General features: G+C 62.4%; 19 protein-coding genes and 1 pseudogene. 9 read left to right on the forward strand and 11 right to left on the reverse strand.

The genetic code is table 11. The annotated features are described in order from the left end of the window. Positions 1 to 116 (forward strand): annotated as a pseudogene (locus AB7I51_RS07450) (IS5/IS1182 family transposase); the annotation flags it as partial. 429 nt (positions 117 to 545) lie between these two features. Here the strand turns inward: AB7I51_RS07450 and AB7I51_RS07455 are convergent. Both AB7I51_RS07455 and AB7I51_RS07460 read right to left on the reverse strand, forming a co-directional pair. Further along, complete coding sequence (locus tag AB7I51_RS07455) at positions 546 to 1835, reverse strand: hemolysin family protein (RefSeq protein WP_428403748.1); 1290 nt, start codon at positions 1833 to 1835, stop codon at positions 546 to 548. Between the two features lie 133 nt (positions 1836 to 1968). Then, complete coding sequence (locus AB7I51_RS07460) at positions 1969 to 2394, reverse strand: Hsp20 family protein (protein ID WP_428403747.1); 426 nt, start codon at positions 2392 to 2394, stop codon at positions 1969 to 1971. Between the two features lie 174 nt (positions 2395 to 2568). On the opposite strand from AB7I51_RS07460, the gene AB7I51_RS07465 reads away from it, so the two are divergent. From AB7I51_RS07465 to AB7I51_RS07480, 4 genes are read left to right on the forward strand one after another with little or no spacing between them, the layout of a single operon-like run. Beyond that, a complete protein-coding gene (locus tag AB7I51_RS07465) occupies positions 2569 to 3015 on the forward strand; it encodes a hypothetical protein (protein ID WP_428403746.1) in 447 nt (148 codons plus the stop codon). Positions 3016 to 3052: 37 nt separating this feature from the next. Continuing rightward, positions 3053 to 3460 (forward strand): DUF6460 domain-containing protein, encoded by a 408-nt coding sequence (locus AB7I51_RS07470; protein ID WP_428403745.1) that lies wholly within the window; start codon positions 3053 to 3055, stop codon positions 3458 to 3460. Between the two features lie 7 nt (positions 3461 to 3467). Next, the gene (locus AB7I51_RS07475) at positions 3468 to 3674 is read left to right on the forward strand and encodes a type II toxin-antitoxin system HicB family antitoxin (RefSeq protein WP_428403744.1); all 207 of its coding nucleotides are present in this window, start codon (positions 3468 to 3470) and stop codon (positions 3672 to 3674) included. Then, positions 3671 to 3883: a type II toxin-antitoxin system HicA family toxin gene (locus tag AB7I51_RS07480; RefSeq protein WP_428403743.1), complete on the forward strand. Its 213-nt coding sequence runs from the start codon at positions 3671 to 3673 to the stop codon at positions 3881 to 3883. Before AB7I51_RS07475 ends, AB7I51_RS07480 begins: the two co-directional genes overlap by 4 nt. Here AB7I51_RS07480 and AB7I51_RS07485 read toward each other — a convergent pair. The 3 genes from AB7I51_RS07485 to AB7I51_RS07495 form a co-directional block, all read right to left on the reverse strand. Then, complete coding sequence (locus AB7I51_RS07485) at positions 3878 to 4822, reverse strand: extensin family protein (RefSeq protein WP_428403742.1); 945 nt, start codon at positions 4820 to 4822, stop codon at positions 3878 to 3880. The genes AB7I51_RS07480 and AB7I51_RS07485 overlap by 6 nt on opposite strands. Before the next feature lie 196 nt (positions 4823 to 5018). Further along, positions 5019 to 5669 (reverse strand): hypothetical protein, encoded by a 651-nt coding sequence (locus AB7I51_RS07490; RefSeq protein ID WP_428403741.1) that lies wholly within the window; start codon positions 5667 to 5669, stop codon positions 5019 to 5021. Positions 5670 to 5752: 83 nt separating this feature from the next. Next, a complete protein-coding gene (locus AB7I51_RS07495; protein ID WP_428403740.1) occupies positions 5753 to 6202 on the reverse strand; it encodes an SRPBCC family protein in 450 nt (149 codons plus the stop codon). Positions 6203 to 6762: 560 nt separating this feature from the next. Here AB7I51_RS07495 and AB7I51_RS07500 point away from each other — a divergent pair. Next, complete coding sequence (locus AB7I51_RS07500) at positions 6763 to 7248, forward strand: SH3 domain-containing protein (RefSeq protein ID WP_428403739.1); 486 nt, start codon at positions 6763 to 6765, stop codon at positions 7246 to 7248. Positions 7249 to 7417: 169 nt separating this feature from the next. Here the strand turns inward: AB7I51_RS07500 and AB7I51_RS07505 are convergent, their stop codons facing one another. The 6 genes from AB7I51_RS07505 to AB7I51_RS07530 form a co-directional block, all read right to left on the reverse strand. Continuing rightward, the gene (locus tag AB7I51_RS07505; RefSeq protein ID WP_428403738.1) at positions 7418 to 7828 is read right to left on the reverse strand and encodes a DUF2852 domain-containing protein; all 411 of its coding nucleotides are present in this window, start codon (positions 7826 to 7828) and stop codon (positions 7418 to 7420) included. Between the two features lie 436 nt (positions 7829 to 8264). Next, entirely contained in the window at positions 8265 to 8585 is a 321-nt protein-coding gene (minE, locus tag AB7I51_RS07510; protein WP_428403737.1) for a cell division topological specificity factor MinE, read from the reverse strand. Continuing rightward, positions 8582 to 9397, reverse strand: a complete 816-nt coding sequence (minD, locus tag AB7I51_RS07515) for a septum site-determining protein MinD (RefSeq protein ID WP_428403736.1) — start codon at positions 9395 to 9397, stop codon at positions 8582 to 8584. The genes minE and minD overlap by 4 nt, the downstream gene beginning before the upstream one ends. Positions 9398 to 9411: 14 nt before the next feature. Further along, entirely contained in the window at positions 9412 to 10218 is an 807-nt protein-coding gene (gene minC, locus AB7I51_RS07520) for a septum site-determining protein MinC (protein ID WP_428403735.1), read from the reverse strand. A gap of 88 nt (positions 10219 to 10306) precedes the next feature. Next, positions 10307 to 10927 carry a TetR/AcrR family transcriptional regulator gene (locus tag AB7I51_RS07525; protein ID WP_428403734.1) on the reverse strand — a complete coding sequence of 207 codons (621 nt, stop codon included), beginning with the start codon at positions 10925 to 10927 and terminating at the stop codon, positions 10307 to 10309. 46 nt (positions 10928 to 10973) lie between these two features. Beyond that, positions 10974 to 11720, reverse strand: coding sequence for a YebC/PmpR family DNA-binding transcriptional regulator (locus tag AB7I51_RS07530; protein ID WP_428403733.1), 747 nt, complete (start codon positions 11718 to 11720; stop codon positions 10974 to 10976). Positions 11721 to 11836: 116 nt separating this feature from the next. Here AB7I51_RS07530 and AB7I51_RS07535 point away from each other — a divergent pair, with 116 nt between their 5' ends. The 3 genes from AB7I51_RS07535 to gmd all read left to right on the forward strand — a co-directional run bounded on the left by AB7I51_RS07535 (position 11837) and on the right by gmd (position 14417). Further along, a complete protein-coding gene (locus tag AB7I51_RS07535; RefSeq protein ID WP_428403732.1) occupies positions 11837 to 12775 on the forward strand; it encodes a TIGR00730 family Rossman fold protein in 939 nt (312 codons plus the stop codon). 106 nt (positions 12776 to 12881) lie between these two features. After that, entirely contained in the window at positions 12882 to 13226 is a 345-nt protein-coding gene (locus AB7I51_RS07540) for a YidB family protein (RefSeq protein WP_428403731.1), read from the forward strand. A 207-nt stretch (positions 13227 to 13433) separates the two neighbouring features. Beyond that, positions 13434 to 14417 carry a GDP-mannose 4,6-dehydratase gene (gene gmd / locus AB7I51_RS07545; protein ID WP_428406172.1) on the forward strand — a complete coding sequence of 328 codons (984 nt, stop codon included), beginning with the start codon at positions 13434 to 13436 and terminating at the stop codon, positions 14415 to 14417. Positions 14418 to 14427: the final 10 nt, after the last annotated feature.

The raw sequence follows: 14427 nt of genomic DNA on the forward strand, positions 1-14427 counted from the left end.
GCCGAAGGCTAGTAAAAGACTATGAGCGTTATGCCGAGACCTTGGCAGGATTCCACGTAGTCGCCTTCGTCTGCCTCATGCTCAAACGCGCCGCAAACATCATGCAAGGTGCATAACACCCTCTAGCCAAGAGAAAATATGCGCTCAATTTAGTGCTGCCGCGCAGTATCCAACTCCTCGCCCGAGCAAAAGTCCGTGGGAGACTCCATCTCAACCAGCCTGCAAAGTCTCTTCGATTAAGGGATATGTATCTGCGGTAGAACAGTCTGAGCATCCTCAATGAGAGGCTCCACTCATCCAGCGCAGAGTCGGAAATATGCTGCTCGACAGGCGCTACGCGCGTTCGGCCTCTGCCAGATGCCTCTCCAGAATGGCCCGCTCTTCCTCAAGCTATCACTTGCAGCCGTCTGCGTCCCTCGATCATTCGTCGTGGCGGTACAGAAGCTTTAAGTTTTGCAACAAACCCTAATCGACCCGCAACCGCTGATCGGCGCCTCAACGCTTCGCGGGGCGGCGGAAGCCCGCAATCGCCGCAGCGCGCGGCGCTACTGACTCTCCGCAGGCAGCTTCGACGCGAGCACCTTGTCGACGCGGCGGCCGTCGAGGTCGACGACTTCGAAGCGCCAGCCGAGCTTGTCGACGGTTTCGCCGAGCGTCGGGAAGCGGATCAGCCCGTCGAGCACGAGTCCGGCGACAGTCTCGTAACTTCTGTTCTCGGGCAGCGTCACGCGCAGCAGCTCGGCCATTTCGTCGACCGGCATCCAGCCGGCGAGCAGCCAGCTGCCGTCGTCGCGCTGGATCGCCTCGGGCTCCTCATCGCCCTCGTTCGACCTGAAGGCGCCGGCGATCGCGTCGAGAATGTCGGCCGGCGTCACCACGCCTTCGAAATGGCCGTATTCGTCGTGAACCAGCGCCATCGGCGTCTCGGCTTCGCGCAGGACGTTGAGCGCGTCGAGCGCGTCGATCGAATCGGGCACGACCGGCGCCGGCCGCACATGGGCTTCGATATTGAGCGGCTCGCCCCGCAGCGCCGGCCCCAGCAATTCGCGAATGAGCAACACGCCGATCATGTCGTCCATGTCGCCGCGGCTGACCGGCAGGCGCGCATGCGTCGTCTCGACGAGCTTTTCGCGCAAGAGGTTTTCCGGCTCGCTGAGATCGAGCCAATCGACCTCGGCGCGCGGCGTCATCAGGGCGCGCGCGGCGCGGTCGCCAAGGCGCAGCACGCCGGCGATCATCTGCTGCTCGTCGGCCTCGATCGAGCCCGCCGAATGTGCCTCGGCGACAAGCGTCTTGATTTCCTCGTCGGTGACGGCGGCCTGAGGTTCTTTCGCCTGGCCGATCAGCAGCAGCACGAGCTTCGTCGATGCGTCGAGCAGCCAAACGACCGGCGCGCCGAGTGTCGAAAGAAACGCCATCGGCGCCGCCATCTTGCAGGCGATGGCTTCCGCATGGCGCAGCGCAATGCTCTTTGGCAGCAATTCGCCGATCACCACCGACAGATAAGTGATGAAGCCGATGACGCCGCCATAGCCGACCCAATCCGCGGTAGTGCCCGACAAACCATGTGCGCGCAGTTCCTGGGCGAGCCGCTGACCGAGCGCCGCGCCGGAAAAAGCGCCGGCAAGAACGCCGACAAGCGTGATCCCGATCTGCACCGTGGAGAGGAAACGCCCCGGATTTTCGGCGAGCGCCAGGGCCGCCGCGGCGCCGCGGCGACCTTCCGCGGCCAGGGTCTTCAACCGAATCTTGCGCGACGAAACGATCGCGAGCTCGGACAACGAGAAAATCCCGTTGATGACGATCAATACAAGCGCAACGCCAAGCTCGAACATGGCTCCTGATAGGGCTTTCTGCGGAGGCGCTCAAGCGATTGGCTTTAGCGACCAGAGCTGCGCCGCGCCTTGTCGCTCCATCGGCTTCGGCGAAGACGACCGGCTCGGTCAACTGGAAAATGAGGAGGCGCGATCAATCGCGCGCCGCGATGTCGATCTTCTTGATCACCCGCTCCGGCTCGGGCCGCGCCAGATCGATCGACAGCAGCCCGTTGACGAGATCGGCGCCTAGCACCTGCATGCCTTCGGCGAGAAGAAAGGCGCGCTGGAACTGCCGCGCGGCGATGCCGCGATGCAGAAAATGCCGCTCGCGCTCTTCGGTCTGACGCCCCCGAATGACGAGCTGGCTCTCTTCGAGCGACACGTCGAGCTGGTCGCGGGTGAAGCCGGCGACGGCGAGCGTGATCCGTAGCCGCTCCGGCGCGTCGTCGCAGCGCGGAAGGCGCTCGATATTATAGGGCGGATAGCCGTCGGAGGCGGTGCGGGCGACGCGGTCGAGAGCTCGTTCGATCTCATCGAAGCCGAGCAGGAACGGCGAATTGAGCGGCGGACGCGACATCTTTCTGAAGCCCTGTTGGCGCCTCTTCGGCCAGAGCCCCAAGAGCGCTCCGTCCGGCTACAGCTATATGGCGGAGCATGTGGCGGCGTTCAAGCGCGAGCCATAAGGCCCAGGTTGACGCGGAGAGCGGGAACGCCCATCTGCGAGCCAGTTTCCTCGAACGAGCGGCGACCCATGATTGAGGCGCGGCATTTTTTTCTCGCCATCATCCTTGCCATCATCCTTGCCGGGAGTTTTGGACCCTTGGCCGCCGCCGAGACGCAGCCGCCGATCGTGGCCCCGGAAGGCGACCGCTTCGCGCTTACCCCGGCAGAGGGCGGCTATGTCCGCCTGAACAAGGAAACCGGCGCCCTGTCCTATTGTTCGGTGAAGGACGGCGTCGCCGCCTGTCGGCTTGGCGCCGAAGAGCGCGCCGCTCTCGAAGCCGAGATCGACCGGCTGCGCAAGGAGAACGCCGCGCTCAAAGCGCGCGCCGACGCGGCGCCGGCGCCCCCAGGGGCAAGGCCGAACGCGACGCCCAGCGAAGAGGAATTCGAACGCGCGCTCTCCTTTACCGAGCGCTTTCTGCGCCGCATAATGCGCCTCTTCCGCGAAGAGACGTCGCCCGGAGGCGCGACGTGAAGCCCTGGATGATGAGGGTCATGAGGATGCGCCCGGCGTGACTGATCAGGGACCCTTCGCCAATTGGCCGCATCTCGACAAGCCGCGTCCGCCGAAGCCGCCGGAGGACCGGCGCGATCTGATTGCGCCCGGCTCCGGCACATCATCACAGGAAACCCAAGAGATGGCGTCGAACAATACGCTTGAAAATTTCCTCGGCGGCTCGCCGGTCAGCACTTTCGTGCGATTGTTGGTCATTTCGCTCGTCGTCGGCGCTTTGCTGATGTGGCTTGAGCTTCGGCCGATCGATATTTTTCGCGGCGTCCAGGCCTTCTTCGACCGCATCTATCAATTGGGCTTTGGTGCGGTGAGGGAACTTATCAGCTATGTCCTCGCCGGCGCGGTTTTCGTTGTGCCGGCGTGGCTCATTCTGCGGCTGGTGAATATGACCGGCTCTAAGCGGTGAGGCGGCGATGAAACTGACTGTCGAGACCGAACAGGAAGAGGACGGCCGCTGGATCGCGGAAATCGTGGAAATTCCAGGCGCGCTCAAATATGCGCCGACCCGCGACGAGGCGATCGCTCAGGCTGAAGCGCTCGCCTTGCGGGTAATCGCCGACCGCATTGAATATGGCGAGAGCCCGATAGGGCCCATCGAAATCACTTTCGCGGCCGCATGACGCCATGGCCGAGCGTAAGGGCGAAGCGCCTTCGTGCGGCGTTGGAAAGAAAAGGCTGGGCCGAAAAGCGGTCAACCGGCTCTCCCCGGACCTATGGGAAAGTCGGGTTTCCTGATTTCATCTTCGCTTTCCACGACGGCGAAGAAATCGGGCCGCGAATGTTGGCGAGAATCGCCAAGCGAACGGGATTGAAACCTGACGATCTATAGTCTTCCGCGCCGACCGATGCTCGAGGTCCGATCCGGATCGTGGAGAAGCTGGCCGATCCCGTCGCGGCGCGGCGGCAGCGGCGGCGCATAGGCCTCGGGTCCGGCGAGCGGTCCAAGCCCGTCGCGTGCGCCGGCTCCAGGCCCCTCGAAAGCGGCGAGCGGCGGCTTGCCGGTCGTGTCATTGTCGGTCTCTTCCTCGGCACCGGGCGCCGGCGCGCGCTGCTGCGCGATCAGCGGCGAGAAATCGGGCGGCGGCAGAGTCTCTTGCGGCTCGGGTTTGCAGATGCTGCGCCCAGAGCGGCCATGCATCGCCAGATCGACGTGGATATGATTGTAGTGGAAGGCGTTGGAGCCCGGCGAGAGCACCGTCGAGAAATGGCCGCATGAGCCGCGATGCACGTCCATCAGAAAGGCGCTGGTCTGCGCGTCGCCGCGCCCCCAGTCGCGGACAAGCGTGATCTCGCGGCCGTCGGCGAGCACGAAGCCGCCGATATCGAGCGCGTTGCCGAAAGAATGTTCCGAGAGCCGCGACCAGCGCTGATTGTTCATGCCGCGGCAGGCGTAAGAGCCCATCGAATTGATCTGGACGATTTGCTGACCGAAGCGCGCCTCGGCGGCGGGCTGAACGGTGTCGGCGAGCCAGGCGTCGAGTTCCGCGACCATCGAGCAATCGAGGGTCGCAGTCGCATTGAAGGCGACGGCGCCGCCCTGAAGCGCCGTCACCTTGAACGGCCTGGTCAGGCCGCAGATGCCGGGTCCGTCGACCTCTGGCGCGAGGGCGATGTATTCAGAAGGGCTGACGCGTCGTTCGGCGAGGCAGGCGTTTTCGGCCTGGGTGCGCCAAGCCGGCCGTTGTGGCTTCTGGCCGATCGAGCAGCCGGACAGCGACGCCGCGGCGAGCGCCAGCAATAGCAGCGGTTGAAGGGCGCGGCGGACCATGCCGCGAGAATTGCCGCCCTGCCGTTAAAGCGGAGTCGAGAAGCGTAGTTAACGGCGAGAAATTCGGGGGGCGTAGCTCAGGCGCGACAGCCGGTTTTTAGAAAATCTCGGCCGACGTCGCGAAGACGCCGCCGAGGAAGGGCGGGCAAGACGCAAGACGACTTGCTCTGCCGGCCAGCGTCGTGGCGAATCGCAATCAACGCGCGAATTTACCCAGCCGCCGCTTCCATCTTTCGCCAGCCTTGAGCGTCGTCTTCAACACCCATTTTTCCCGAATGGCGCGTCCTGCCCTACGGGATGTTACGAGAACGATCTCCGGTTCGCTTACTCTCGCTGGCTGAGCGGAGGGAGTCGGCGCGACCGCTTTTGCTTGTCGCTTCGGCCTTTTGGGCGGTGTCTGAACCGGCGCTTTAACTTTCGCCGGCTGGCGCGCACGGCGCGGCTTCTTAGAAGCGGCGCTCGCAGGAGGAGCGTTTACGACGCTTTCTTGGAGCAAGTTCGGGAGCACGCGCCCCGTCGGAATGCGATTTGGTTGAGGAGGAACTGCAGGATGCTTATCCGCCTCGCGTCCGAATACTGCATCCGCCGCTTTCAATGCGGCCAAATAGGCGGCGTCGGGTTCGATCTCAACGGCCGGCAAGGCGCTGAGCTCATTAAGAGAGGGAGCCGCATTTGCGCTCTCATCCTCCTTGATCTTCCATGAATCGGACGCCCGAGATTTGGACGACCGATTTTTATATGCCGTTATGAATGGACGTGTGGGTTGGCGCATTGACGCTTTTGACCTTTGGTTGACGCGAGGAAGGTTGCTGGAAATACAGGCCGCAGCAAAAACGTCCTGCGTCAAGCGAACACGCCTTGGCGCGATGCTCGGGCAAAGACTAAGGGACGAAACGTCTTCGCTATCTATAGCCGATAAGTTGCAACCCGTCACTGAAGTCTGTCTTGCGCCTCGGCCAATTGTTTGAGCGCAACATTCATGGCTTCGAATCCTCTGCGCGTCGCAGGCAGGGCGCCGCTCAGGGGGCCAACGAGGAGCCCCGAAAAATTCTCGCCTTGAACGAAGCGCGTCGCACTCTCGTTGCGCGGCTCCAGCAAGAAATAATGTTCGCCGTCGAAGAGCCCCTTGACGAAGAGACTGCCCAGCCAACGCAATTCCCTGTTGGGTCGAACTGAAAGGACGGTTGGCGTGAAACGCATCGCGCGCTTTCCGGGCGGAGACACGAGAATCGAAAGCTGCGCGCCGCACGTCGCCTCGCCGGAAACCGATCTAATGAAAGGGTTCCAGGAAGGCATATGGTTAAAGTCGGTTAGAATGGCCCAGACGCGCTCCGCCGGAGCCTCTATGTCAATTTCGGTTTCAATCCGCCGTAAAGCCATGTGCGACCGAGCCTCCGCCGATCAGATTTGAGGCGCGCAATTTCAGCGTTCTCCATGACAAATTCAATGCTTCGCTGCGTTGCGCTCGACGCCTCGTCGCGCAAGGAAGCGCTCGGACTTCCGATGCTGTGCGCAATCGCCAAGCGAAGGATTCCTACGCCACCGACGAAAAACCTGCTGTGGCGCGCGGAGCCTTTTGGCGAGAAGCCCAGTCGGGCGCAAGACTTTCCATTTTCGCGCAAGACGCGCTTCCGCCTTGGGGCGGCGCGACGAACGAACGTTGAAACGTACCCTTGGCCGACGGACGCGGAGACTGGGGCGGCGGCCAAAGCCCAAGGATAAAATTTATGTAATCCGTCTCGAAAAGCCTTAGGTCTATCCCAATTAAGAACAGTCAAGCGCAGTGGTTCGTTTTCTTCTCGACTGAACGATGATCAATAGGTTGGAACGCCTCTGAGAGAACGTCGAAATGGAGCAGTAAAAGCCTCTTTCCGCTCGCCTGATCTGCGGCGCAACGCAGGAACACAGAATATGTTGTCGCAAATGTGGGAGAATTCGTCATGCAAAAGATGTTCGCTGCAGCGACAGTCGGTATTGTCGCCTTTCTTGTCCTCGACGTCGCTCACGCGACCCCCGCCCAAAGTCCAGCGACGTTACGTTCCGGACCGGGGATGTCGTGGGAAAAAATCGGCAAGATACCGGCCGGCGCCGATGTGCAGGTGTTGAGCTGCAATGAGGGTTGGCGTCACAGCTGGTGCCAGGTCCGCTATGGTTCGAAGACCGGATGGGTGAACGCGCCGGTGCTAGGCGCGTCCCGATCGGAGGTCGTCATTGAGCCGGTCGTGACGACCAACGCCGCCAGTCTGAAAAAGCGGGCGAGCATGTTTTCATCGGTCATCGAGACCATTCCGGGCGGCGAAACGGTCGACGTTCTCGGCTGCCCGCGAGGAATCGGCAGCGGCTGGTGCCACGTCACCTACAATGGCAAGACCGGATACGTCAGAGGAGGTCTGCTGACGCGGAAAGGGTCGGTCATTCCGCGGTGAGAACGGGCTCGCGAGGCTATCCCAATTGGGGACGCCTCGCTCGCCGTCACGGCGAATGACGCCAGTCGCGCAGACGGGCTTCGACATATGGAAAAAGGCGCAAATCGGGCCTGCCGATTTGCGCCTGCTGCTTATTGGCGTCCGCGATACGCCCGCGCCTTGGACGCCGCTACGCGTCCTTGCCGCCGTTCTTGCGGCCGCGCATGAAGGATTCGAACTCCTCGCGGTCGCGGGCGCGACGCAGCTGGTCGATGTGCTCTGCGAAGTCGCGCTCGGCTTCTGCAAGCTTGCGGCGCTCTTCCTCGAGCCGGGCCAGTTCGCCTTCGCGCCATTCGTCGAAGGCGACATTACCGGTCGAGCGCATGAAGGACGGGCCGCCCCAGCTGGCCGAACTCTCGCGCGCGACGCCGCTCACGGCTTCCTTCACTCGCGCGCCCTGCTCCTGAGCGAAGGCGAAGAAATCGCCTTCATAGCCGTAGCTCTTCTGCCAAAGTTTCCAGAACAGAATCGCGAGGCCGAGCGGCCAGAAGATGAAGAAGCCGAGGATCATCGCCGCGATCTCGTAGGGCCTCCAGGACATGCGCCCGCATTGGCCCCAGGGCGATCCGCTCGCTCCGGATGACGACATGCGAGAATAACGATGGCAGCTCATGATGGGCTCCAGTTCTGTCAACGGCCGCCCGCCGCAAAGCGGGGCCGACAGCAATGTAATATGCATTAACATTAGCGCAAGTGCAAGGGCAATCGCGAGAGCGCGTTTCGGCCACGACTGGAAGCTTGCCCTTAATTTCCTGAGGCGAAACCAGGAGCGGATCGGCGTTCATAAATCGGTCAGACGCAAATAAGGAACCAGAAATCATTCCATATTAAAAGCAGCCAATAATATGGGTCTAACTATTCATCCATATTTATGTGAGGCGACGATAAGCGGGCGACGATATTATGCGCTCTTCTCCCGCTCAGCGCAGAGCGCCAGTGATAGAGGTTTGGTCGTTGATTGAAGAGGCGGCGGCCGGTCAGGCCGCCTTGCCGCTCAGATCGTCTTCCAAGGCGTCGTCGTCCGCGAAGCCCGCATCCGGTTCGAGCGTCGCGTCAGACTCGATCTCGATGTCGATTTCGAGCAGCGACATGTCCTCCTTGCGGTGCATCTTCACCATCACCTTGTCGGGGTCGACCGTGATGTGCTTGGAGATCGCGGCGAGGACTTCCTTGTGCAGGACGGAGATGAGATTGGATGCGCGCGCAGATTTGCGTTCATGCGCGAGAAGAATCTGCAGGCGCTCGCGCGCAACGGGCGCGGTGGCGCTGCGGCGCCCGAACAGTCCGAAAATATTCATGCCGCCCTCCGACCAAAGAGCCGAACGAACAAACCCTTCTTCTCGGAGGGAATGGTTACCGGCGTCCGTTCGCCACATAGCCGTTTCGCCGCTTCCGAATAAGCGCATGCGGCGGCGCTCATCGCATTGTGGAGGATGATCGGCGCGCCGACGTTCGAAGCCCGCAGCACCTCTTCGCTCTCGGGCACGATGCCGATGAGCGGGATGGAGAGAATTTCCAGCACGTCCTCGACGCTCAGCATCTCGCCGCGCGCGGCGCGCCCTGGGTCGTAACGGGTGAGCAGCAGAAATTTGTCGACTTTCTCGCCTTTTTCTGCGCGCTCGGTCTTGGCGTCGAGCAGGCCGATGATGCGGTCGGAGTCGCGCACCGAGGAGACTTCGGGGTTGGCGATGACGACCGCGACATCGGCGAAGCGCATGGCCAGCGTCGCGCCGCGCTCGATTCCCGCCGGACTGTCGCAGACGATCCAATCGAATTTCTCGCGCAATTCGCCGATGACTTTCTGCACGCCCTCTTCCGTCAGCGCGTCCTTGTCGCGCGTTTGCGAAGCGGGCAGCAGATAGAGGTTGTCGAGCCGCTTGTCGCGGATGAGCGCCTGATGGAGCTTGGCGTCGCCCTGCGCGACATTGATGAGGTCGTAGACCACACGCCGCTCGGCGCCCATGATGAGGTCGAGATTGCGCAGGCCGACGTCGAAATCGACGACTGCGACCTTATGGCCCTGCTGCGCCAGAGCGGCGCCAAGCGCCGCGGTCGAAGTCGTCTTGCCGACGCCTCCCTTGCCGGAGGTGACCACCAAAGTTTTGGACATTGTCTCGTCCTCTTTCAATCGAGCTTTGCGATTTTGACCGTCTCGTTTTCGAGCCAGGCCTGAATGGATTGGCTCTGCATATTCGCCGAGATTTCTTCGGCGGTGAGATAGACGCCGCAAACCGAGAGCAATTCGGCTTCAAGCCTGCGACAGAAGATTCGCGCGCGCTTCTCGCCATAGGCGCCGGCCATGGCGCGGCCGCGCAGCGTTCCGTAGATGTGCACGGAGCCGCCCGCCATGATTTCAGCGCCCGAAGCGACCGAGCCGATGACGGTCACGTCGCCCTCCGGGTAATAGATCGACTGGCCGGAGCGCACCGGCTCGACCAGGATCAGCGGCGCGGCGGGCGTCGCCGGCGTCGCCGATGCGACTCCGGCCGCGCCGTCCGAGCCGAGAGACTTCGCGATGTCCTTAAAGGCTGCTTCTTCGCTTGAGGTCAGCGTTCCCGAACTTGCATCTCTCGCAGGCGTTGCGCCGGCTTCCGCCGGCGGTTGAGGCGTGGCGCGACCGCCGGCCAGAATCGGCGGCAGCTCGTCCGACGCCCATGAAGGATCAACGCCGGAAAGGCCCATCACGCGTATGCCGCGTCGGCTGAGATTTGCGAGGAGGTCGCCAAGTTGCGCCTGCTCGATCGCCATCTTGCCGAGGTCAATGACGATCGACTTCTTGGCGAAGAAGGCGGGAGACTGTCCCAGCAAAGCGTCCAATTGCTCGAACCAGCCTTCGAGCGGCTCGTCCGGTTCGAGCGTCAGAACGGGGAAGGATCGACCCCTGAAGCGAATATGTTTTGACGACGCCTGCGGCACGACAGCCTCACGCAAGTATGATTTGCTTCATTTGAGGGCGTTAACGTTAACGAATGATTAAGGCTCAGGCGTAATTCGGCGATGCCTGCGGTTTATTCACGGATTAGGCCGGCGCCGATTTGGCGCGCGCCGCCGCGCTTTCCATCACTCCCTGAGCCGCGCTTTCGAGCACGAGCGCAGGATCGGCGCTCTCGACCGGATCGAAATGGCCCGAGATGGTCAGCATCGCCACGCCATGCGCGAGCGACCAGATTTGCAGCGCCGCGTAACGCGCGCCTTGGGCCGGCGCGCCAGCCTGTTGCAGCCAGGCGACGACGGCGCGCCAAAGGATTTCGAGGGCGTGATCGGCGGCGCCGCCCGCACCCGGATCGGCGAGCGTCTGCGCCTGCCCGAACATCGCGGCGTAAAGTCCGGGCTCGTCCTGCGCAAATTTGAGATAGGCGGCGCACATCGCGCGTAGCGCGCTTTTGGCGTCAGGCCGACCTTCGTCCCAGGCGGCCTCAATACGTGCGCCGAAGGTTTCGAAGCCGCGGCGCGCCAGTTCGCTGATCAGCGCGTCGCGTCCGGTAAAGTGACGGTAGGGGGCTGCCGGCGAAACGCCGGCCCGGCGCGCGGCCTCGGTGAGCGTCAGCGCCGCCGGTCCGCCCTCGGCGAGAATCTCCAGAGCGGCGTCGATCAGCGCCTGCTTCAGTGACCCGTGGTGATAGCCCCGCTTGTTGTGCATCTCTCACCGCCGCGCGGGGACCGGCGTCGCCGCTCCTGCCGCAATGCTAGCCCGCGAGCTTGGCGACGAGCGCGTCCGAGACCTCGAAATTGGCATAGACGTTCTGGACGTCGTCATTATCCTCGAGCAAGCCGACAAGCTTCAAGATTTTCTCGCCCGACTCATCGTCGACCTTGATCGTGTTCTGCGGACGCCAGACGAGGTTCGCCTTGCGCGGCTCGCCGAATTTCTCTTCGAGCGCCTTGGCGACGTCGCGCAGCGACTCGACCGAGGTGATCACTTCGTGAGTCTCGTCGGTACTCGCGACGTCGTCGGCGCCGGCGTCGATCGCCGCCTCCATCATCGCGTCCTCCGTCGCCGCTTTCTTGTCGAATTCGACGAGGCCGACGCGGTCGAACATGAAGGACACAGCTCCGGTCTCGGCGAGCGCGCCGCCCGCCTTGGTGAAATAGGAGCGGACTTCTCCGGCGGTGCGGTTGCGATTGTCGGTCAGGGCTTCGATGATCACCGCGACGCCGCCGGGCGCGTAGCCCTCATAGCGGACTTCGTCGTAGGTTTCGGCGTCGGCGCCCGAGGCCTTCTTGATCGCGCGCTCGATATTGTCCTTCGGCATGTTCTCCGCCCGGGCGGCGAGAACGGCGGCGCGCAGGCGCGCGTTCATATTGGGGTCGGGCAGGCCCATCTTGGCGGCGACGGTAATTTCGCGGGCCAGCTTGGAAAAGAGCTTGGAGCGGATCGCGTCCTGCTTGCCCTTTTTGTGCATGATATTTTTAAATTGACTATGCCCGGCCATGCGCTGTCGCCTTGCTCCTTGACAAATCTACGCCCTTTGGCGTCCGGCGGGTCATATACGCCGCGGCGAAACGGAAATAAAGAAACGCGCCAAGGAGCGGACGCAAGGAGCGACGATTGACCCCAAGCGACGACGAACGAAATTCTCGCCCCGAGTCTGGCGAGGGAGCGCAGTCCCGATCGCCGGCCCCCGACGTTCCCGATCTTGCCGCCGCCAAGCGCCTTCAGGCGATCCTCTCCAGCCCCTCCTATCGCAAGGCGGACGAGGACATTGATTTTCTCGCCTCGGCCGAGGCGCGCGGACCGCGCCTCAATCTCGAATATCTGAAGGCCGAATCCTTGCTGCGCCGGCACGGCGTCGCCGCCACGATCGTCGTCTTCGGCTCGACCCGCATCGTCGAACCCGCTCTGGCTGAACGCCGGCTCGCCGAAGCGCAGGCGCTCGCAAGCGCCAATCCCGACGACGCGACGCTTGCACGACGGCTTTCGGTCGCCAAGCGAATCCGCGAAAATTCGCGCTATTATGAAATCGCGCGCGAATTTGGCGCGCTCGTCGGCGCCGCGCGCGAGAGCGGCGACCTGCCGCGTCTCGCCATCGTCACCGGCGGCGGTCCGGGCATCATGGAGGCGGCGAACCGCGGCGCTTTCGAAGCCGGCGCCGCGACAGTGGGGCTCAATATCACCCTACCCCACGAGCAACTCCCAAATACCTATGTCACGCCGTCGCTTTGCCTGCGTTTCCGCTATTTCGCGCTGCGCAAGATGCATTTCATGCTGCGGGCGCGGGCGCTCGTCGCCTTTCCTGGGGGCTTCGGCACCTTCGACGAATTATTCGAGACGCTCACCCTCGTGCAGACCGGCAAGGTCAAGCCGATCCCGATCATTCTCGTCGGCGAAAGCTATTGGCGGCGCGCCTTCGACATCGATTTTCTGCTCGAAGAGGGCGTGATCGAGCCACAAGACCGTCATCTTTTCCACTATGCCGAAACGGCTTCAGACATCTGGCGGGAAATCCGCCGCTGGGGCCGGCAAAACGACGATTTGCTATTTGAATAAATAAGTTAGCCCAAGCCGGCGACCGCCCGACATTGTAAAGCCCGCGCCCCGCCTTATCTGACCTAGCGCGGCGCGATGCGCACGACATTTTTAAAGGGAGATGAGCATGAGTTGGCTTAAAGCGATCGCTGGCGGCGTGATCGGCGCTGAAGCCCTGAGCCTCGTTAAGGAATATGTGGAGAAGCAGGGCGGCCTCGACGGCGTCGTCAAGAATTTCGAGAATTCCGGACTTGGCAAGCAGGTCCACTCATGGATCGGCCTTGGCCCAAATGAAAAGATCAGCGAGATCGACATCGGCAAGGCGATCAACGCCGACAAGTTGAAGGAAATCGCCAAGAACGCCGGAATCGACCTCGAAAAGGCGAAGGCGATTCTCGCCCAATATTTGCCGGAAGCAATCGACAAGGCGACGCCGGAAGGCAAATTGCCGCCGCCTGACAAAGAGGCCTAAACCGCCCTCAGGAGCCTTTGTCGGCCGCCGGCGGCCTCCTGCCGCCGGCCTTTCCGTCCACACTCTTGCTTAAGGCGCCCTGATTTTGTAATGGCGTCGCACGCCCGCTTGCAGCGCCCGTGGCTTGGGCGATCATCGTCTGAAGCTGCGCCGGCGTGAAAGCCTCGCCTCGTTACGGCCCGCCGGGCATTTTGAACAGGATCATTGATGACCAAGCGCGCGCTGGTGACCGGCGTTACAGGACAGGACGGGGCCTATCTTTCACAATTTTTGCTCGACAAGGGTTATGAGGTGCATGGCGTGGTGCGGCGCTCGTCGCATCGGGGCGTCGAGGACCATCGGCTGCGCTGGCTCGGCATCAGCGGCAAAGTAAATTTGCACGACGCCGATCTCGCCGATCTCTCAAGCCTGTTGCGCACCGTTCAGGCCGTCCAGCCGGATGAAATCTACAATCTCGCGGCGCAATCCTACGTCGCTTCCTCCTGGCGCCAGCCGGTGCTCACCGCCAACGTCACCGGCGTGGGCGTGACCAACATGCTGGAAGCGATGCGGCTCGGGGCTTCGAAAGCGCGCTTCTATCAGGCGTCATCCTCAGAAATGTACGGGCTCATTCAGGAGCCGATGCAAAGCGAGAAAACCCCCTTCTATCCGCGCAGCCCTTACGCCGTGGCGAAGCTTTACGGCCATTGGATCACGGTGAATTACCGCGAGAGTTTCGGCCTCCACGCTTCTTCCGGCATTCTGTTCAATCACGAAAGCCCGCTGCGCGGCGTCGAATTTGTCACCCGCAAGGTGACGAGCGGCGTCGCATCGATTAAGCTCGGCCTTGCCAAGGAATTGCGTCTGGGCAATATCGACGCCAAGCGGGATTGGGGGCACGCAAAGGATTACGTGCGCGCCATGTGGCTGATGCTGCAGCAGGAGACGCCGGACGACTATGTTGTCGCGACCGGCGTCACCACCACGGTGCGGGACATGTGCCGAATCGCTTTTGACCACGCGGGCCTCGACATGGAAAAATTCGTCGTCATCGACCCCGAGTTCTATCGTCCGGCCGAGGTCGACGTCCTGCTCGGCGATTCCAGCAAGGCGCAGCGGGTTCTCGGCTGGAAGCCGGAGATCGATCTTCGTGAGATGATCTGCGAGATGGTTGACGCCGATCTCGATCGGCTGCGGCGCGAGTCGGCCTAACCTGAGGCGA

The organism is Methylocystis sp., assembly GCF_050246715.1.
GTDB lineage: Bacteria > Pseudomonadota > Alphaproteobacteria > Rhizobiales > Beijerinckiaceae > Methylocystis.

Bases quoted from the DNA above. Each gene is read 5' to 3' on its own strand.
- AB7I51_RS07505 (WP_428403738.1), bottom strand. From the start codon at position 7,828: ATGTCCTGGAGGCCCTACGAGATCGCGGCGATGATCCTCGGCTTCTTC.
- AB7I51_RS07460 (WP_428403747.1), bottom strand. From the start codon at position 2,394: ATGTCGCGTCCGCCGCTCAATTCGCCGTTCCTGCTCGGCTTCGATGAG.
- AB7I51_RS07485 (WP_428403742.1), bottom strand. From the start codon at position 4,822: ATGGTCCGCCGCGCCCTTCAACCGCTGCTATTGCTGGCGCTCGCCGCG.
- AB7I51_RS07530 (WP_428403733.1), bottom strand. From the start codon at position 11,720: ATGGCCGGGCATAGTCAATTTAAAAATATCATGCACAAAAAGGGCAAG.
- AB7I51_RS07480 (WP_428403743.1), top strand. From the start codon at position 3,671: ATGACGCCATGGCCGAGCGTAAGGGCGAAGCGCCTTCGTGCGGCGTTG.
- minD (WP_428403736.1), bottom strand. From the start codon at position 9,397: ATGTCCAAAACTTTGGTGGTCACCTCCGGCAAGGGAGGCGTCGGCAAG.
- gmd (WP_428406172.1), top strand. From the start codon at position 13,434: ATGACCAAGCGCGCGCTGGTGACCGGCGTTACAGGACAGGACGGGGCC.
- AB7I51_RS07475 (WP_428403744.1), top strand. From the start codon at position 3,468: ATGAAACTGACTGTCGAGACCGAACAGGAAGAGGACGGCCGCTGGATC.
- AB7I51_RS07525 (WP_428403734.1), bottom strand. From the start codon at position 10,927: ATGCACAACAAGCGGGGCTATCACCACGGGTCACTGAAGCAGGCGCTG.
- AB7I51_RS07455 (WP_428403748.1), bottom strand. From the start codon at position 1,835: ATGTTCGAGCTTGGCGTTGCGCTTGTATTGATCGTCATCAACGGGATT.
- AB7I51_RS07465 (WP_428403746.1), top strand. From the start codon at position 2,569: ATGATTGAGGCGCGGCATTTTTTTCTCGCCATCATCCTTGCCATCATC.
- AB7I51_RS07540 (WP_428403731.1), top strand. From the start codon at position 12,882: ATGAGTTGGCTTAAAGCGATCGCTGGCGGCGTGATCGGCGCTGAAGCC.
- minE (WP_428403737.1), bottom strand. From the start codon at position 8,585: ATGAATATTTTCGGACTGTTCGGGCGCCGCAGCGCCACCGCGCCCGTT.
- AB7I51_RS07495 (WP_428403740.1), bottom strand. From the start codon at position 6,202: ATGGCTTTACGGCGGATTGAAACCGAAATTGACATAGAGGCTCCGGCG.
- AB7I51_RS07500 (WP_428403739.1), top strand. From the start codon at position 6,763: ATGCAAAAGATGTTCGCTGCAGCGACAGTCGGTATTGTCGCCTTTCTT.